A 16,513-nucleotide genomic window follows, 5' to 3' on the forward strand; every position below is an offset into this window, starting at 1 on the left:
CAAGGTCGCCATCGTCGCCGTCATGCGCCGGATGCTCACCATCCTCAACGCCATGCTCAGGGACAACGCACCGTGGCAAAACCACGCCGCATGACACCTCTCTCCCAAGACAGTTGCTACCCCCCTCCCGCAAGGGGAGGGGGGACTCGGTGGGTTCAACTGGGCGGAGCCAAGCCATGCGGCAAAGCTCCTACTTGGCGAACACGCCGCGCAGGGACTGGATCGCGGCGGCGTGGTTCAGGTCGAGATGCAGCGGCGTCACCGTGATCCGGCCGTCCCGGAGGGCGGACACGTCGGTCTCCTCGCCCTGCAGCGCCTCCTCGGTCCGGCTGGTGCCGATCCAGAAATAGGTGCGGCCGCGCGGGTCCAGCCGCTCCTCCAGCACGTCGCCGATCTTGCGCAGCCCGTGCGGCACCACGGCGATGCCCGTGACCGCGTCGGGGTCGACCGCCGGGAAGTTGATGTTGACCAGCACCTGCTCCGGCCAGTCCATGGCGACCACCTTGCGCGCCACCTCGGCGCCCCAGCGCGCCGCCGTCTCCCAGTCCGGCCGCCGTCCGTCGGCGAATTGTTGGCTGAAGGCGATGGCGCGGATGCCCAGCAGCGTCGCCTCCATCGCCGCGGCGATGGTGCCGGAATAGGTCACGTCCTCGGCGATGTTGCGGCCGTGGTTGACGCCGGACAGCACCAAATCGGGCCGCTGATCCTTCATCACATGGTTCACCGCCAGCAGCACGCAGTCGGTCGGCGTGCCGTCGACGGCGAAGCGCTTCTCCTCGATCTGCCGCAGCCGCAGCGGCCGGTGGATGGTCAGGGAATGGCTGGCGGCCGACTGCTCGGTCTCCGGCGCGCAGACCCAGACGTCGTCCGACAGCTCACGGGCGATCCGCTCCAGCACCGAGAAGCCGGTGGAGTTGATGCCGTCGTCATTGGCCAGGAGGATGCGCATCGTCAGCCCTTCACGTCCAGGATCTCGAGCCCGCCCATATAGGGCCGCAGCACCTCCGGCACCTCGATCGCGCCGTCCTGCCGCTGATAGGTCTCCATCACCGCGATCAGGGCGCGGCCGACCGCGACGCCGGAGCCGTTGAGCGTGTGCACGAAGCGGGTGCCCTTCTCGCCCTCCGGCCGGAACCGGCCCTGCATCCGCCGGGCCTGGAACTCGCCGGTGTTGGAGCAGGATGAGATCTCCCGATACCGCCCCTGCCCCGGCAGCCAGACCTCGATGTCGTAGGTCTTGCGGGCGGTGAAGCCCATGTCGCCGGTGCACAGCACGATGGTGCGGAAGGCCAGGCCCAGGCGCTTCAGCACGGTCTCGGCGCAGTCCGTCATCCGCTCATGCTCGGCGGCCGACTGCTCCGGCGTGGTGACGCTGACCAGCTCGACCTTGCTGAACTGGTGCTGGCGGATCATGCCGCGGGTGTCGCGCCCGGCCGACCCGGCCTCGGAGCGGAAGCTCGGCGTCAGCGCGGTGAAGCGCAGCGGCAGCCCCTCCTGTTCCAGGATCTCGCCGGCGACCAGGTTGGTCAGCGGCACCTCGGCGGTCGGGATCAGCCAGTGGCCGGTGTTGGTGCGGAACAGATCCTCGGCGAATTTCGGCAGCTGCCCGGTACCGTACACCGCCTCGTCGCGCACCATGAAGGGCGGCGCGATCTCGGTGTAGCCATGCTCGTTGATGTGCAGGTCGATCATGAACTGGCCGATCGCCCGCTCCAGCCGGGCCAGCGACCCGCGCAGCACCACGAACCTGGCGCCGGACAGCTTGGAGGCGGCGGCGAAATCCATCAGCCCCAGGCCCTCGCCCAGGTCGACATGGTCGCGGGCGCTGTTCAGCCGCCGCGGCTCGCCGATGCGGCGGATCTCGACATTGCCGCTCTCATCGGCCCCGTCGGGCACGTCGTCATCGGGGATGTTCGGCAGCTCGGCCAGCCGGGCGGTCAGCGCCGCCTCGGCGTCGCGGTCGGCCTGCTCCAGCTCGCCCATCCTCGCTTTGATCGAGGCGACCTCGTCCATCAGCGCCTGGGCGTCGCCGCCCTTGGACTTGACGGCGCCGATCTCCTTGGAGGCGGCGTTGCGGCGGGTCTGCAGCCCCTGCAGCTCGGTGGTGATCTGGCGCCGGCGCTCATCCAGCGACAGCAGCTCGGCGGCGACGGGCGACAGACCCCGCCGAGCCATCCCCTTGTCGAAGGCCTCGGGATGCTCTCGGATGAATCGGATGTCGTGCATCGCGCGCTCGAACTCTGGCGGACCGGGGAATCGTGCGGTGGTTATAGGTGCTGGGCCGGCCGGACGCAAACGGCCCGGAGGGTGCAGAGCGCTGCTTTTTCGTTGCCTCTCCCGCTTGCGGGAGAGGTCGGGCTCGCGCAGCGAGACCGGGTGAGGGCGGGCCTCGGCCTCGACAAACTCCCCTCACCCGGAGGCGCAAGCGCCTCCGACCTCTCCCGCAAGCGGGAGAGGCAAAACAAGCGGTTCCGACTCCTTGCTGCTCTCTCCAACCCTTACCGTCATTGCGAGCGCAGCGAAGCAATCCATGCAGCCGCACGAGCGGGACGATGGATTGCTTCGTCGGCTTCGCCTCCTCGCAATGACGGTGTGGGAGGCGCCAAGGCCGCTAGCTGCTGTCCGGTTTCGGCGTCGGCACAGGCCGGCCGATGGCGGGCTCGTCCCGCTCGACGGGCCAATCCGCAGCAGGTTCGCGATCGGCGGCCTCCGCCGTCAGGCCGTCAGCCGCCGTCACCTCGGCCCGCTCGTCCCGGCCCTGCGGCAGCGGGATCGAGGGCGGCGGGCGGCCGAGCTTGCGGCACACTGCCTGCACGAACGCCTCCTCCGACAGCGTGTCGAGCTGCGCGTCGAGGATCTCGTCCTCGACCAGCGTCTCCCACACCACCGATCGCAGATGCTCGGCGCCCTCGCCATCCGCGGGGGTCGCGATCGCCTTGGTCACGGTCTCAGTGACCTGCTCCCGCCGCTGCCGCCGGCGCTGCTGCTCGCCCGACGCCTCGCGCTCGCCCCGCCGCATCAGGTAGTCGACGCGGATCCGCTCGACCATCGCCACCGACAGCCGCAGCGACCGCGACAGCCGCGACTGGATCAGACCGAGACCGAAATCGAGCGGCGAGTCCCTGTCCGCCCTCTCCTGCTGCCGCTCGGTCATCCGCTTGCTGCGCATGTCGATCTCGGCCGCCTCGCGCACCAKGTGCAGCGCCCATCCCGTCCACTGCATGTCGGGATCGGTCGGCCGGATCGGTGCGGATGGCGCCTCRTGCATAGAACGTATCATGAACAAGGATAGCCGATAATACCACTGCCACAATTCGGCCGGCGCGGCCATTCGCGTCTGGCGCCGGAACCCGGCGGCGGTTACGACGTTGCAGTCCGGTCCGCGGCCTCGGGGCCGCCCGTCGCAGGGTCAGGAATGCAGGTTCTTCCCACCGCCTTCGTCGTCGCCCGCGACCTGAAACGGCTGCAGCAGATCGTCACCGTGCTGCTGCGCTTCGGCTTCGGCGACCTGGTGCGCCGGCTGGGGCTGCACCGGCTGCTGAGGCAGGCCGGGCTGGCGCCGGGCGACGCCGGCGCCGCCGCCCCCGGCCAGGACACGCCGGCCCGGCTGCGCCTGGCGATCGAGGCGCTGGGGCCGACCTTCGTCAAGCTGGGCCAGATCCTGGCCACCCGCAGCGACCTGCTGCCGGCCGAATGGATCGCCGAGCTGGAGAAGCTGCACGACCGCGTGCCGCCCCTGCCCTATGACGGGCTGGCGCCGGTGCTGGAAGCCGCGCTCGGCGGCGCGCCCGACGCCGTCTTCGCCCGCTTCGACCGGACGCCGCTGGCCTCGGCCTCGATCGCCCAGGTGCATCGCGCCGCGCTGGCCGACGGCACCGAGGTGGTGGTGAAGATCCGCCGGCCCGGGCTGCGGCCGCTGGTCGAGGCCGATCTGCGCCTGCTGGCCCATGCCGCCAGGCTGGCCGAGGAGGAGCTGCCGGAGCTGCGCCGCTATCGCCCCGAGGCGATCACCCGGACCCTCGCCGCCGCGATCGGCGAGGAGCTGGACCTGGCCAATGAGGGCCGCAACGCCGAGCTGATCGCGGCCCAGTTCGAGGACCAGCCGGAGGTCGTGGTGCCGCGCATCCACTGGGCCTGGACCAGCGAGGAGGTGCTGGTGCAGGACTTCGTCGCCGGCATCCGGCCCAGCGACGAGGCGGCGCTGGCGCGGGCCGGGCTGGACCGGCGGGCGCTGGCGGCGCGCAGCTCCAACGCCTTCCTGCAGATGATGCTGGTCGACGGCGTGTTCCATGCCGACCCGCATCCCGGCAACATGCTGTGCCTGCCGGGCGACCGCATCGCCTATCTCGATTTCGGCACCATCGGCCGGCTGTCGGCGCGGCGGCGCGACCAGCTGGTGACGCTGATGGCGGCGATCACCGGCGGCAGCGCCGCCGGGGTGCGCGAGGTGCTGCTGGACTGGGCCGGCCAGCCGGACATCGACGCCCGCCCGCTGGAGGAGGCGGCGGAGGCCTTCCTGGCCCGCCACACCCGCGGCGCGCTGGGCCGGCTGAAGCTGGGCCAGGCGCTGGCCGATTTCGTCGCCCTGATGCGCGACCACGATTTGGCCCTGCCGCCCGACCTGGCGCTGGTGCTGAAGGCGCTGATGACCTCCGAGGGCGTGGTCCGGCGCCTGGACCCCGAGCTGGACGTGGTGCGAGAAGTCGAGCCGGTGGTGCGCCGCGCCCTGGCCGCGCGCTACGCCCCCGAGGCGCTGCTGGGCCGGGCCGGATCGGCCCTCCTGGAGCTACAGGCCCTGGCCGGCGACGCGCCCGGCATCCTGCGCCGGGTGCTGCGACGGCTGGAGAAGGGCCGGGTGAAGCTGGAGGTCGAGATCGGCCGGATGGACCGGTTCGGCCGCTCGATCGAGCGCGGCGCGGCGCGCATCGCCGTGGCCATCGTCACCGCCGCCTTCGTCGTCGGCCTCGCGCCGATCCTGGCCGAGAGCGGGCCGCGGCTGTTCGGCATCCCCGCCTTCGCCCTGCTCGGCTGCCTCGCCGCTTTGGCCGGCATCGCCTGGCTGCTGCTGCCGGGGCGGAGGAAGGATTAGGCTGGGTCGCCTCCCTCGATATCGATAGGCTTTCGATCGGCGCGACTGTTGGAGGGAAGACTTGACCAACAAGCCGACCAACAAGCTGCTGTATGACGCGATCAAGGACCGGGGCACGGCCTATCTGATGGTCTTTCGCGAGCTCAAGGCGCGCTACGGCGAGGCTGAAGCCAAGGACGTGATGCGAAGCGCCAGCCGCGCCCACGGCCTCCGGATCGGCAAATCGCTCGCGGCCTGCGCCCCGAGGGATTTCGAAGGCATGGCGAGGGGTTTCGCGAAATCGCCGGATGACGGGTCGGTGTTCTGCCCGGATATCCGGCGGCTCGACAGCACAGGCCTCGAAGTGAAGATGATGGCCTGCCCGATCAAGGATCCCTGGGTCGAGGCCGGATGCAGCGAGGAGGAGATCGTGACGCTGCTTCACTGCGCCTCCGCGCTCGACGAGGCGACGCTGGAAGCGGCCGGCTTCGACTATGAGATCGAGCTCTGGTCGCCTGGGCAGGAAGGCTGCTGCCTGACCCGGATCACGGAAAAGACCGGACGGTGAGCGCCCGATCCGCACCGGAGGCAGGCCGCGTGTCCTACGCGATCAAGGCCGAGATCCGGGACCCGCGGGCGGAGAGCTTCGCCTTCGCCGCGCAGAAGACGATGTATGGCGGCAAGCACATCGCCGCGGGCGACACCATCTTCCTGTTCGCCAGCGAGACCGAGGGCGGCCAGGGCCTGGTCGCCCGCGGCATCGTCACCGCCGCCGAGGCGGTGCCGCCGGTCCCCGGCCTCGACCGGCAGACGCCGCGGGTCAGCGTCGCCATCCGCCGCACCGCGCTGGCGACGCGGCCGCTGGGGCGGCGCGAGCTGAAGCCGCTGCAGGATTGGGACGACGGCCGGCCCGGCACCGAGCTGAACTTCAAGCTCTACCGCCAGGCCACCGACAAGATCGTCGGCCTCTCGGACGCGGCGGCGGCGTTCCTCGACGGCTTCTTCTAGCGCGCCGCCGCGTCCGCGAGGTCCGCGGCACGGCGGTGGCGGGTGGCTGACCTGCGAGCCCTCCATATTGTCCGCCCCCTTCCCGGCCACGTACAACAGGCGTCCGTTGGGAAATAGGACAAGAAGACCATGGCCGCGATCGGGGGGAGGAAGGTGCCGGTGCTCGGGCTGGTGGTCGCCAGCACCGTGCTGGGGCTGATGGGCACCGACCTGGTGCTGCCGGCGGTGCCGTACCTGCCGGAGGCGATCGGCGGCGACGCGGCACGGGCGCAGCTGGTGCTGGCCGCCTATGTCGCCGGCACCTGCGTCGGCCTCTTGGCCTATGGCGCGCTGGCCGACCGCGTCGCCACGCCCCGGATCTTCGTCGCCTCGCTGCTGGCCACCGCCGCCGTCTCGGCCGGCTGCGCCGCGACCGACGACATCGACCTGCTGATCGGGCTGCGGGCGCTGCAGGGCGCGATCGCGGCCGGGCCGGCCGTGTTCGCGCCGGGCATCGTCAAGGCGCTGTTCGACCCCGGCCGGGCGGTGCGCGCGCTCGGGCTGCTCGGCAGCATCGAGGCGCTGGCGCCGGCCCTGGCCCCGATCCTCGGCGCCTGGCTGCTGGCGCTGGGCGGCTGGCGCCTGCCCTTCGAGGCGCTCGCCGTCATCGCCGTGATCCTGGCGGTCGCGATCGGCATCACCGGCGCCCTGCCCCAGGTCACGCGCCGGCCCCAGGGCCGCTATGCTCGGCTGGCAACCGACCCGGTGTTCCTGCGCTACGCCCTCAGCCAGGCCTTCGTGCTGGGCGGCCTCCTGACCTTCGTGTTCGGCATGCCGGCGGTGTTCGTGCGCGCGCTCGGCGGCAGCCTGGCCGATTTCATCACCATGCAGGTCTGCGGCATCGTCAGCTTCATGCTGACCGCCAACCTGGCCGGCGGGCTGGCCGGGCGCCTCGGGGCCGAGCGGGTGATCGCCGCCGGCACCGGCCTGGCCGCGCTGGGCGCCGCGGCGATGCTGGCCTATGCCGCGGCCGGCGGCACCGACCCGCTGCTGATCGCGGCCCTGTTCGTGCCGGTCAATGGCGGGCTCGGCCTGCGCGGCCCGCCGGGCTTCTACCGGGCGGTGCTGGCGGCGCATGGCGACGACGCCCGCGGCTCCGCCCTCGTCGTCCTGGCGATCCTCGCGGCCGCCGCCGGCGGCACCGCCGCCGCCGCGCCCCTGATCGAGCGCGGGCTGGCGCCGCTGGCGGCGATCGCGCTGGGCTTCCACCTGCTGGCCGTGCTGTGCCTGGCCGCCCTGCCGCGGCTGCGCGAGCCGGGCGAAGAGGCGGTCAGTGCGGCAGCACCAGCTTCCGGGCCTGAACGTCGATGATGGAGAATTCGCGGTCGGGGAAGCAATGCGCCCCGACCTCCAGCGCCACGGCGGAATCGGCGTAGAAGCAGATCACCTTGCCGCGGCGGACGAAGGCGTAGCGCGAGGGCGCGGCGATGGCGGCGTCGGCGAGGAACTTCTCCAGGGCCGTGACATCCACCCTGCCGACATGCCCGGCCATTGCCGCCTCCCGGAACCGCCCGCGGCATCCTAGGCCTCGCCGCGCGCGGCGGATATTGGCCGATTGTCCTAGCCTCACGAATTTTTGCAGGGCCCTGTCGGGACCGGCTATTCCCGGTCGTCCTCGGGACGGAAGCGGTCCTGCCCAGGGCCGGCTGCGCGAGGAAGGAGCACCGCGATGAAGGTCACCCAGCATCTCTGGTTCGAGCGCGACATGGAGGCCGCGATCCGCTTCTACACCGGGCTGATCCCGGGGTCGGCGGTGCACTGGATCTCGCCCCTGCCGGCCGACACGCCGAGCGGCCCGGCCGGCAGCGTCCGGCTGGCCGGCTTCACCCTGGGCGACCAGCGCTACCAGGCGATCGAGGCCGGGAAGCTGGACCCGTTCAACCACGCCTTCTCGATCATGGTCGAATGCGACGGCCAGGCCGAGCTCGACCGGCTGTGGGACGCGCTGAGGGAGGGCGGCTCGGTCGAGCAGTGCGGCTGGCTGCGCGACCGCTGGGGCCTGTCCTGGCAGATCGTGCCGAAACGGCTGGGCGAGTTGATGAGCGACCCCGACCCGGCCAGGGTCAAACGCGTCACCGAGACGATGCTGAAGATGGTGAAGTTCGACATCGCCACACTGGAGGCGGCGGCGGAGGGCTGACCCTGGCCGGCGGTCGTCCATGCCGCTAGAAGACGGGACGACCATCTGCCAGGAGGAGGCCATGCCCCAGTTGACCCTGCCGCAGGACGGCCAATGCCGGTGCGGGCGGGTGCGCTTCCGCATCACCGCCCCGCCGCTACTGACCATGGCCTGCCACTGCACCGGCTGCCGGCGCATGACCGGCGGCCCCTTCTCCCTCTCCGCCGCGATCCCGACGGCCGGGTTCGCGGTGACGCAGGGCGAGCCGGTGCTCGGCGGGCTGCGCGGCATGCCGGAGCATTACTTCTGCCCGCACTGCATGAGCTGGCTGTTCACGCGGATGCCGGGCATCGACTTCTTCGTCAATGTCCGGCCGACCATGCTGGACGACCCGGCCTGGTCGACGCCGTTCATCGAGACCTGGACCAGCGAGAAGCTGCCCTGGGCCACCACCCCGGCGGTGCATCGCTATGAGGGGTTCCCGCCGGTCGAGGCCTATGACGGGCTGATCGCGGAGTATGCGGCGCGGCCCTGAGCCGGGCTACGCCGCCGGGCCGTCGTCGGGACGGGCGTCCTCCGCCTCGGCCTCCGCCTCGCGCTTGGCTCGGTCGCGCTCGATCAGGCCGCCGATGAAGATCGCGATCTCGTAGAGCAGCAGCATCGGCACGGCCAGCGCGATCTGGCTGATCGCGTCCGGCGGGGTCAGCACGGCGGCGACGACGAAGACGATGACGATGGCGTAGCGCCGCTTGCTCTTCAGCGTGGCGACGCTGAGGATGCCGACACGCACCAGCAGCGTCAGCAGCACCGGCAGCTGGAAGGCGATGCCGAAGGCCAGCAGCAGGCGCATCACCAGGTCGAGATACTCCGACACCTTGGCGTCGAGCTTGATCTCGATGCCGGTGCCGACATCCGGGCCCAGCACCTGGAAGGACAGGAAGAACTTCCAGGCCAGCGGGAACACGAAATAGTACACGAAGGCGGCGCCGATGATGAACATCACCGGGCTGAACAGCAGGAACGGCAGGAAGGCGTTGCGCTCGTTCTTGTAGAGGCCGGGCGCGACGAACATCCAGATCTGGCTCGCCACCACCGGGAAGGCCAGGCAGAAGCCGCCCCAGAAGCCGATCTTGATGTAGGTGAAGAACGTCTCGGTCAGCGCCGTGGAGATCATCGACCTGGCCTGGCCGGCATCGGCCAGCGCGTTCGCCAGCGGCTGCGCCAGGAACAGGTAGATCGCCTCGGAGAAATGGTAGCAGATGAAGAACCCGACCAGGATCGCGACCACGGCATAGATCAGCCGGGTGCGCAGCTCCAGCAGATGGTCCATCAGCGGCATCTGCTTGTCGTCGATCTCCCGGTCGGAGGGCGCCATGGATCAGCTCGCGCGGTCGGTCGGGGTCGGGGCGGCGGCAGGGACCGGCGCGGCGACGGGCGTGGCGGTCCCTGCCNCCGGGTGCGCAGCTCCAGCAGATGGTCCATCAGCGGCATCTGCTTGTCGTCGATCTCCCGGTCGGAGGGCGCCATGGATCAGCTCGCGCGGTCGGTCGGGGTCGGGGCGGCGGCAGGGACCGGCGCGGCGACGGGCGTGGCGGCCGGGGACGCCTGTGGGGCGACCGGCGCGGCTTCGGTGGCGGTGACGGCAGGCGCGGCCGGAGCCTCCGGCGCGGCCGGCTGCGGCCCCTCGACCGGCTGGGCCTCAGGCGCCGCCGACCCGTTGGTCGCGGCCTTGTCCGGCTCGGCCAGCGGCGTGGCGCCCGGGGCCGCCTTGTCGAAGGCCTGCTTGATGTCCTTGACCGGATCCAGGACCGTGTTCACGTGCTCGGCCACCTGGCCGCGGACGTCCATCGACTTGGCCGCGTCCTGGACGGTCTTGCGCACCTCTTCCAGCTCGGCCTGGCGCACGATGTCGTCGACATGGCGCTGGAACTCGCCGGTGATGCGGCGGGCATGGCGCGTCCACTTGCCCAGCTGATAGAGGGCACGCGGCAGATCCTTCGGGCCGAGCACGATGAGTGCCACGACCACGATGACCATCAACTCCGACCAGTCGAAACCGAACATCACTTTCGTCCATCACGCCCCGCCTCCGGAGACGGGGCGCGGTTCCGGTTCCCCGAGGGGATTATTGGCGGTCGGCGGTCGTCCGGTTCGGACTGCCGGCGTCGGTGCTCGCGGGCGGCGGCACGGCCGGGCGGTCTTCCGACCCTTCGCTCTTGGGGTCGTCCGACAGGCCGGACTTGAAGTTCTTGATCCCCTTGGCCAGGTCGCCCATCGCCCGCGGCAGCCGGTTCCCGAAGATCAGGAGCACGACGACCAGGACGATCAACCAATGCCAAATACTCAAACCACCCATAAACTCATCCTCCAGCCCCAAGGCGGCCGGATCATCGCAGAAACCCCCCGCCGCCGCAATGGCGGCGGACGGGGCGAAATGGCGCGGAAATCCAGGCCTTCGGCGGCGGCAAAAACAGCCGTTCCGGCCGGCTCCGCTACTCCCGGTCCTCGTCCTCCGGCGGCTCCGGCCCGTCCTCGCCGGACAGGGTGCCGCCGGGCAGCACGGCCATGGCCGGGCGGGTGTCGAGCAGGCCCGACGCCTTGAGCTCCTCGACGCTCGGCAGGTCCTCGAGCCCGCCCAGGCCGAAATGATCGAGGAAGGCCTGGGTGGTGATCCAGGTCAGCGGCCGCCCGGGCGCCTGGCGGCGGCGGCCGGGGGCGATCCAGCCGGCCTCCAGGAGGGTGTCCAGCGTGCCCTTGGCCACGGCGACGCCGCGCACCGCCTCGATCTCCGGCCGGGTCACCGGCTGGTGGTAGGCGATGATCGACAGCGTCTCCAGCGCCGCCCGGGTCAGCCGGCGGACGACATGGCCGGCGTCGCGCAGCAGCGGCGCCAGGTCGAGCGCGGTGCGGAAGGCCCAGCCGCCTGCCACCGGCATCAGGGTGACGCCGCGGTGGCGGTACTGCTCGACCAGCGCGTCGATCAGCTCCGGCACATCGGCGCCGTCGGGCAGGCGCTCGGCGATCGCCGCCTCGGTCAGCGGCGCCGGCGAGGCGAACAGCATGGCTTCGACCAGGCGCAGGGCTTGGGTGGGTTCTGTCATTCTTCGGATGTGGTCTCAGCAGCAGCCTGGGCCTTGAGCCAGATCGGGCCGAACAGCCCGTCCTGGCGGATCGCGAGCCGGCCGGACTTGGCCAGCTCGAGCGTGGCGACGAAGGTGGAGGCGAGCGCCGAGCGCCGCACCAGCGGGCTGCCGGTCATCGGCGGCAGGAAGGCGGCCAGCGTGGTCCAGTTCGGGAACCGGCCGAGCATCGCTTCCATCCGCTCCAGCGCCTGCTCCGGCGAGAACAGCACCGAGGCCTCGATGCGCAGGCTGCCCTCGGCCGCCGCCTTGGCGCGCCAGTGCTCGGCATAGGCCTTGAGCAGATCGTAGAGCGACACGGCCCAGACCGGGGTCGGGGTCGCCTCGTCCTCCTCCGCGGCGCCGCGGGCGAACAGGTCGTGGCCGAGCTGCGGCCGCGCCATCAGCGCCTGCCCGGCCTCGCGCATCGCGTTCAGCCGGCGCAGCTGGAAGGCCAGCGCCTCGGCCAGCTCGGCGCCGCTCGGCTCGTCGTCGCCCGGCGGCGCCGGCAGCAGCAGGCGCGACTTGAGATAGGCCAGCCACGCGGCCATCACCAGGTAGTGCGCCGCCAGCTCCAGCGACAGGCGCCGCGCCCGCTCGACAAAGGCGAGGTACTGGTCGGCCAGCGCCAGGATCGAGATCTGGGTCAGGTCGACCTTCTGCTCGCGCGCCTGTTCGAGCAGCAGGTCGATCGGCCCTTCATAGGATTCGAATTTCAGAATGAAGGCGGCGTCCTCCCGGCTCGTCACCGGCGGCGCATCGGCCTTCGACCAGTCTTCCAGCATGCGCGGAGTTTCGCCGCCCGGGCGCGGCGAAGCAACATCGATCGACAGAAGGCCGGATCCAGCCATCGAGTCCGCGTCGCCTCTCCCGCTTGCGGGAGAGGTCGGAGACGCGAAGCGGCTCCGGGTGAGGGGGTTTCGTCGAGGCCGGGGCCAACCCTCACCCGGTCGTCCTGCGGACGCCCGACCTCTCCCGCCAGGCGGGAGAGGCAACACGTTCTGTGTATCTGAGAACGCTAAAGGCTCGGCAGCCGGCCGAGCAGCTCCTGCACCAGCTCCAGATAGCCCTCCACCGGCCGGTCGCTCGCCGGCCGGCGCCAGGCCTCGCCGCGAGCCAGCCGGGCCGCCGTCTCCGGCCCGATCGCCGGCACCGCCGCGGCGATCGCCCGCATCTCCGCCAGGTCGCCGTTGCAGTGCAGCGCCAAGTCGCAGCCGGCGGCCAGCGCCCGCTCCGCCCGCCGCGGCAGCGGGCCGGCCAGTGCGCCCATCGACAGGTCGTCGCTGCACAGTACCCCGTCGAAGCCGATGCGGCCGCGCACCGCGTCGCGGATCGCGGTCGGCGACTGGGTGACCGGCAGGTCGGGATCGAGCGCGGTGAAGACCAGATGGCCGGTCATGCCCCAGGGCAGGAAGGCGAGGTCGCGGAACGGCGCGAAATCGGTGCGCTCCAGCGTGTCGAGGTCGGCATCGACCACCGGCAGCGAGACATGGCTGTCGACCCGCGACCGGCCATGGCCCGGCAGATGCTTGATCACCGGCAGCGCGCCGCCGTCGAGCAGCCCTTCGGCCATGGCCCGGCCGAGCCGGGCGACCACCGCCGGGTCGCCGGAGAAGGACCGGTCGCCGACCACGGTGCGGTCGGCACCGGGCAGGTCGAGGTCCAGCACCGGGGCTGCGACGATGTCGATGCCGGCGGCGCCGGTGGTCAGCGCGATGGCGGTGGCGTTGGCCCGCACCGCCTCCTCCGCCGCCTCCATGTCCAGCACCGCCAGCGCGCCGAAGCGGCCGGCGGCCGGGAAGCCGGGCCAGTGCGGCGGCCGCAGCCGGGCGACGCGCCCGCCCTCCTGGTCGATCATCACCGGCGCCTGTCGGCCGACCGCGTCGCGCAGGTCGGCGACCAGGGCCTTGAGCTGATCCGGCGTCTCGCAGTTGCGGCGGAACAGGATGAAGCCGAGCGGGTCGGCGTCGCGGAAGAAGGCCTTTTCCTCAGCCGCCAGAACGGGGCCGGCGCAGCCGAACAGGATCGCCTGAGGCATCAACGGGAACTCAAATCAGCGGGGAACGACCAGGCAGCCGGTCTTCTCGGTGGCCAGGGCCTCGCACAGCCGCGTCGCCGTCGCCTGGTCGAGCGGCACGGCCTGGACGCGGTAGCCCAGCCGGGTGGCGGCCGAGACCTGCGGCACGGCCAGCTGCAGCGCGCCGAGCAGCTCGGGGTAACGGCGCTGGAAGCGGGCCCATTCGGCCTGCGCCTCTTCCGGCGAGGTCACGGCCGCGATCTGCGCGGCGAAGCGGCCATTCGGCACGGCGACGATCGCCGGCAGGGCCGCGACCTGGGCCGGCGCATGGGCGTCGGGGTTGATCCAGCCATCCGCGGCGGCCGGGTTGTTCAGCAGCGCCGCGATCGGGTCGGCCGGCTGGGCCGCCTGCGGCGCGGGAGCCGGAGCCGCCGGAGCGATCGGCGCGGCGGGGATCGAGGGCGCCAGCGCGGCGGTCTGGACCGGGGCCGGATCGGCAACGGGCGCCGGCCCGGAATTTGCAGCGGCAGGCGCAGTGGTGACCGGCTCAGGGGCGGGCTGGACCGGCGCGACGGGTTCGGGCGCAGGAGCCGCAACGGCCTGGCCCGGCCGGGCCAGCAGGATCTCCACCACCCCCGCGCCGGGCGAGGCCGCCGGCAGCGGCAGGCGCCAGCCGCGCTGGTCGGTGCCGGCCTGGACCGGCCGCGGCATCGGCTGCTCCGGCGGCGGCAGCACGGTGGCCACCGTGATCGGCGCCTGCCTGCGGCCCATATCCTGCAGCACCAGCCGGTCCTGGTTCGGGATGTCGATGCCGCCCGGCTGCTTCGGCCGGGTGCGGAACTCGGTGCGGTCGGCGCGGATGATCGGCACCCCGCCCTCCATCGTCACCGAGGAGCTGGAGGCGTAGGTCGAGATCAGGATGCCGGCGAACAGGATGACCACGACCAGGATCACCCCGGCCGTGACGATGAAGCGCCAGGGCGGCGACGAGGGAACCTGCCGAAGCTGGACCGAGGGATGGCCCGCGGGGGCCATCATGGGCAGCGCGTGGGGCGCCTCCGCCCAGTGCCCGTCCGGTTCGAGTCGCAGTTGCGTGGCGGTGTCGACCATACTATCCCCCGACTGATTCGGAATCGTAACCCGAATCGGAGAATCGGGCGATAAGAAATTGATTCAGCGATGAATCAATCTCGCGAGGCCAACCGACCCCGCATCGCCGCACTTAACCGGGCAACCCGGAAGGCGTTGCCATCTCCCGCGGCCCGGGTCAAGCCCCGGCTGCGGTCTCGCCAAGGACGAAGCCTTTCAGAGCTCCAGACACCGTCATTGCGAGGAGGCGAAGCCGACGAAGCAATCCATCGTCCCGCACGAGCTGCTGCATGGATTGCTTCGCTGCGCTCGCAATGACGATGTTGGAAATGCTGAAACGGCCTCAAAGAACGAGCCGGACCGGTCAGATCGGTCTGTCCAGCACGAACAGCCGCTGATGCTCCAGCAGGGCGTAGCGGTCGGTCATGCCGGCGATGTAGTCGGCCACCAGCCGCGGCAGGCCGGCCGGGCCCGCCGCGTCGGCCTGGCGGCGCCAGTCGGTCGGCAGGGTGTTCGGCTCGGCCGTGAACAGGTCGAACAGGTCGCGCACCACGCGCCGCGCCTTGCTGGTCTCGCGGTTGACCAGATAGTGCCGGTAGACCTCGCGAAACATGAAGCTGCGCACGACGCCGAGATCGGCCGCGACCGGGTCGGAGAAGGCGATCACCGGCAGCGGCGCCGCCCGGATCGCCTCGACCGAGGCGGGCGCCAGCTCCGCCAGGCGGCGGCGCGATTCCGCCAGCAGGTCGGTGACCATCTGGTCGATCACCCGCCGCACCGTCTCATGGATCAGCCGGCGGCGCGGCAGGCCGGGATGGCGGGCCTCGACCTCGGCCAGCACCGGCCCGACCAGCGGCAGCCGGCGCAGCGCGTCGATATCCAGGAGCCCGGCCCGGACCGCGTCGTCGATGTCGTGGTTGGTGTAGGCGATGTCGTCGGCCAGCGCCGCCACCTGCGCCTCCGGCCCCGGCTGGGAGGCGAGGTCGAGGTCCCAGGCGGCGCGGAAGGCGTCGATCGTCGCCGGCAGCCCGCCGCCGGGCGGCAGCGGCAGCAGCGGGCCGTTATGCTTGACCACGCCCTCCAGCGTCTCCCAGGTCAGGTTCAGCCCGTCGAAATCGGCGTAGCGCTGCTCCAGCGCCGTCAGGATGCGCAGCGTCTGGTCGTTGTGATGGAAGCCGCCATGGCCGGCCATGGCGGCGTGCAGCGCATCCTCCCCGGCATGGCCGAAGGGGGTGTGGCCCAGGTCGTGCGCCAACGCCACGGCCTCGCCCAGATCCTCGTCCAGCCCCAGCGCCCGGCAGGCGGTGCGGGCGATCTGCGCCACCTCCAGCGTGTGGGTCAGCCGGGTCCGGTAGTAGTCGCCCTCGTGATAGATGAAGACCTGGGTCTTGTACTGCAGCTTGCGGAAGGCCGAGGAGTGGACGATGCGGTCGCGGTCGCGCTGGAACGGCGAGCGCATGCCGCTGTCCGGCTCGGCATGAAGCCGGCCGCGGCTGCGGTCCGGAGCGGTGGCGTAGACAGCGGTCATCGGATGGCAAGCTAGCCACCCTGTGCGGGGCTGGCAATCGCGGCGGGTGCTTTGCAGACGGCCTCTGCCACCCTACATTGGAGGGGACCGGTTCCGACCGCCCGTTTCATCGATGGACCCGCCATGCCTGACGATGGCCGCATCCTGAGCCTGACCGAAAGCGCCGCCCGGCGGATCGCCGAGCTGCGCCGCGCCGAGCACAACGACGCCCTGATGCTGCGCATCGCCGTCTCCGGCGGCGGCTGCTCCGGCTTCCAGTACGGCTTCAGCTTCGACGACACGGTCAAGGACGACGACCTGACCTTCCGCCGCGACGACGTCACCGTGGTGGTCGACGACATGTCGCTGGACCTGCTGGCCGGCGCCGAGATCGATTATGTCGAAGAGCTGATCGGCGCGTCCTTCCAGGTGAAGAACCCGAACGCCTCCTCCTCTTGCGGCTGCGGCACTTCCTTCGCAATCTGAGCGGCCGCGCCCGCCGGAGTCGGAGGGTCGCCCAGCCCCGGAGGACAGCCATGCCCGCCAC

Annotated in this window: 19 protein-coding genes; 7 read left to right on the forward strand and 12 right to left on the reverse strand. The window is 71.5% G+C overall.

The annotated features are described in order from the left end of the window. Positions 1–190 precede the first annotated feature (190 nt). The 3 genes from surE to BWR60_RS34465 form a co-directional block, all read right to left on the reverse strand. The gene (gene surE / locus BWR60_RS34455; protein ID WP_088157602.1) at positions 191–949 is read right to left on the reverse strand and encodes a 5'/3'-nucleotidase SurE; all 759 of its coding nucleotides are present in this window, start codon (positions 947–949) and stop codon (positions 191–193) included. A 2-nt stretch (positions 950–951) separates the two neighbouring features. Continuing rightward, positions 952–2,226 (reverse strand): serine--tRNA ligase, encoded by a 1,275-nt coding sequence (serS, locus tag BWR60_RS34460; RefSeq protein ID WP_088157604.1) that lies wholly within the window; start codon positions 2,224–2,226, stop codon positions 952–954. 385 nt (positions 2,227–2,611) lie between these two features. Continuing rightward, positions 2,612–3,223 carry a hypothetical protein gene (locus tag BWR60_RS34465; RefSeq protein ID WP_144445860.1) on the reverse strand — a complete coding sequence of 204 codons (612 nt, stop codon included), beginning with the start codon at positions 3,221–3,223 and terminating at the stop codon, positions 2,612–2,614. A 192-nt stretch (positions 3,224–3,415) separates the two neighbouring features. On the opposite strand from BWR60_RS34465, the gene BWR60_RS34470 reads away from it, so the two are divergent. The 4 genes from BWR60_RS34470 (at position 3,416) to BWR60_RS34485 (ending at position 7,426) form a co-directional block, all read left to right on the forward strand. Then, positions 3,416–5,089 (forward strand): ABC1 kinase family protein, encoded by a 1,674-nt coding sequence (locus BWR60_RS34470; RefSeq protein WP_088157608.1) that lies wholly within the window; start codon positions 3,416–3,418, stop codon positions 5,087–5,089. A 61-nt stretch (positions 5,090–5,150) separates the two neighbouring features. Further along, positions 5,151–5,636, forward strand: a complete 486-nt coding sequence (locus BWR60_RS34475) for an L-2-amino-thiazoline-4-carboxylic acid hydrolase (RefSeq protein ID WP_088157610.1) — start codon at positions 5,151–5,153, stop codon at positions 5,634–5,636. A gap of 29 nt (positions 5,637–5,665) precedes the next feature. After that, entirely contained in the window at positions 5,666–6,076 is a 411-nt protein-coding gene (locus BWR60_RS34480; protein WP_088157612.1) for a hypothetical protein, read from the forward strand. 129 nt (positions 6,077–6,205) lie between these two features. Beyond that, positions 6,206–7,426 (forward strand): MFS transporter, encoded by a 1,221-nt coding sequence (locus BWR60_RS34485; protein WP_088157614.1) that lies wholly within the window; start codon positions 6,206–6,208, stop codon positions 7,424–7,426. Here the strand turns inward: BWR60_RS34485 and BWR60_RS34490 are convergent. Next, on the reverse strand, positions 7,386–7,607 hold the full coding sequence (locus BWR60_RS34490) for a hypothetical protein (RefSeq protein ID WP_088157616.1): 222 nt from the start codon (positions 7,605–7,607) through the stop codon (positions 7,386–7,388). The two genes, BWR60_RS34485 and BWR60_RS34490, sit on opposite strands and share 41 nt — an antisense overlap. Before the next feature lie 177 nt (positions 7,608–7,784). Between BWR60_RS34490 and BWR60_RS34495 the strand changes: the two genes are divergently transcribed. Both BWR60_RS34495 and BWR60_RS34500 read left to right on the forward strand, forming a co-directional pair. After that, the gene (locus tag BWR60_RS34495) at positions 7,785–8,255 is read left to right on the forward strand and encodes a VOC family protein (RefSeq protein ID WP_088157618.1); all 471 of its coding nucleotides are present in this window, start codon (positions 7,785–7,787) and stop codon (positions 8,253–8,255) included. A gap of 61 nt (positions 8,256–8,316) precedes the next feature. Further along, a complete protein-coding gene (locus BWR60_RS34500; protein ID WP_088157620.1) occupies positions 8,317–8,769 on the forward strand; it encodes a GFA family protein in 453 nt (150 codons plus the stop codon). A 6-nt stretch (positions 8,770–8,775) separates the two neighbouring features. On the opposite strand, the gene tatC is transcribed toward BWR60_RS34500, so the two are convergent. From tatC to BWR60_RS34540, 8 genes are all read right to left on the reverse strand, one after another. Then, a complete protein-coding gene (tatC, locus tag BWR60_RS34505) occupies positions 8,776–9,609 on the reverse strand; it encodes a twin-arginine translocase subunit TatC (protein ID WP_230983274.1) in 834 nt (277 codons plus the stop codon). Positions 9,610–9,764: 155 nt separating this feature from the next. After that, positions 9,765–10,298, reverse strand: a complete 534-nt coding sequence (tatB, locus tag BWR60_RS38815) for a Sec-independent protein translocase protein TatB (protein WP_275542415.1) — start codon at positions 10,296–10,298, stop codon at positions 9,765–9,767. Between the two features lie 61 nt (positions 10,299–10,359). Then, the gene (gene tatA, locus BWR60_RS34515; RefSeq protein ID WP_088157622.1) at positions 10,360–10,590 is read right to left on the reverse strand and encodes a twin-arginine translocase TatA/TatE family subunit; all 231 of its coding nucleotides are present in this window, start codon (positions 10,588–10,590) and stop codon (positions 10,360–10,362) included. Between the two features lie 136 nt (positions 10,591–10,726). Continuing rightward, on the reverse strand, positions 10,727–11,335 hold the full coding sequence (scpB, locus tag BWR60_RS34520) for an SMC-Scp complex subunit ScpB (RefSeq protein WP_088157624.1): 609 nt from the start codon (positions 11,333–11,335) through the stop codon (positions 10,727–10,729). Continuing rightward, positions 11,332–12,138, reverse strand: coding sequence for a segregation and condensation protein A (locus tag BWR60_RS34525; RefSeq protein WP_088157626.1), 807 nt, complete (start codon positions 12,136–12,138; stop codon positions 11,332–11,334). Before BWR60_RS34525 ends, scpB begins: the two co-directional genes overlap by 4 nt. A gap of 233 nt (positions 12,139–12,371) precedes the next feature. After that, a complete protein-coding gene (gene nagZ / locus BWR60_RS34530; RefSeq protein ID WP_088157628.1) occupies positions 12,372–13,391 on the reverse strand; it encodes a beta-N-acetylhexosaminidase in 1,020 nt (339 codons plus the stop codon). Between the two features lie 15 nt (positions 13,392–13,406). After that, a complete protein-coding gene (locus BWR60_RS38820; protein WP_088157630.1) occupies positions 13,407–14,480 on the reverse strand; it encodes an SPOR domain-containing protein in 1,074 nt (357 codons plus the stop codon). A 343-nt stretch (positions 14,481–14,823) separates the two neighbouring features. Then, positions 14,824–15,987: a deoxyguanosinetriphosphate triphosphohydrolase gene (locus tag BWR60_RS34540; protein ID WP_088157632.1), complete on the reverse strand. Its 1,164-nt coding sequence runs from the start codon at positions 15,985–15,987 to the stop codon at positions 14,824–14,826. 123 nt (positions 15,988–16,110) lie between these two features. On the opposite strand from BWR60_RS34540, the gene erpA reads away from it, so the two are divergent. Then, entirely contained in the window at positions 16,111–16,452 is a 342-nt protein-coding gene (gene erpA / locus BWR60_RS34545; RefSeq protein WP_088157634.1) for an iron-sulfur cluster insertion protein ErpA, read from the forward strand. Positions 16,453–16,513: the final 61 nt, after the last annotated feature.

The sequence above is a fragment of the Inquilinus limosus genome (assembly GCF_002195995.1).
Lineage (GTDB): Bacteria > Pseudomonadota > Alphaproteobacteria > DSM-16000 > Inquilinaceae > Inquilinus > Inquilinus limosus_C.

Coding starts and splice junctions, on each gene's coding strand:
- surE (WP_088157602.1), bottom strand. CDS start 949: ATGCGCATCCTCCTGGCCAATGACGACGGCATCAACTCCACCGGCTTC.
- serS (WP_088157604.1), bottom strand. CDS start 2,226: ATGCACGACATCCGATTCATCCGAGAGCATCCCGAGGCCTTCGACAAG.
- BWR60_RS34470 (WP_088157608.1), top strand. CDS start 3,416: ATGCAGGTTCTTCCCACCGCCTTCGTCGTCGCCCGCGACCTGAAACGG.
- BWR60_RS34485 (WP_088157614.1), top strand. CDS start 6,206: ATGGCCGCGATCGGGGGGAGGAAGGTGCCGGTGCTCGGGCTGGTGGTC.
- BWR60_RS34490 (WP_088157616.1), bottom strand. CDS start 7,607: ATGGCCGGGCATGTCGGCAGGGTGGATGTCACGGCCCTGGAGAAGTTC.
- BWR60_RS34495 (WP_088157618.1), top strand. CDS start 7,785: ATGAAGGTCACCCAGCATCTCTGGTTCGAGCGCGACATGGAGGCCGCG.
- BWR60_RS34500 (WP_088157620.1), top strand. CDS start 8,317: ATGCCCCAGTTGACCCTGCCGCAGGACGGCCAATGCCGGTGCGGGCGG.
- tatC (WP_230983274.1), bottom strand. CDS start 9,609: ATGGCGCCCTCCGACCGGGAGATCGACGACAAGCAGATGCCGCTGATG.
- tatB (WP_275542415.1), bottom strand. CDS start 10,298: ATGTTCGGTTTCGACTGGTCGGAGTTGATGGTCATCGTGGTCGTGGCA.
- tatA (WP_088157622.1), bottom strand. CDS start 10,590: ATGGGTGGTTTGAGTATTTGGCATTGGTTGATCGTCCTGGTCGTCGTG.
- scpB (WP_088157624.1), bottom strand. CDS start 11,335: ATGACAGAACCCACCCAAGCCCTGCGCCTGGTCGAAGCCATGCTGTTC.
- BWR60_RS34525 (WP_088157626.1), bottom strand. CDS start 12,138: ATGCTGGAAGACTGGTCGAAGGCCGATGCGCCGCCGGTGACGAGCCGG.
- nagZ (WP_088157628.1), bottom strand. CDS start 13,391: ATGCCTCAGGCGATCCTGTTCGGCTGCGCCGGCCCCGTTCTGGCGGCT.
- BWR60_RS38820 (WP_088157630.1), bottom strand. CDS start 14,480: ATGGTCGACACCGCCACGCAACTGCGACTCGAACCGGACGGGCACTGG.
- BWR60_RS34540 (WP_088157632.1), bottom strand. CDS start 15,987: ATGACCGCTGTCTACGCCACCGCTCCGGACCGCAGCCGCGGCCGGCTT.
- erpA (WP_088157634.1), top strand. CDS start 16,111: ATGCCTGACGATGGCCGCATCCTGAGCCTGACCGAAAGCGCCGCCCGG.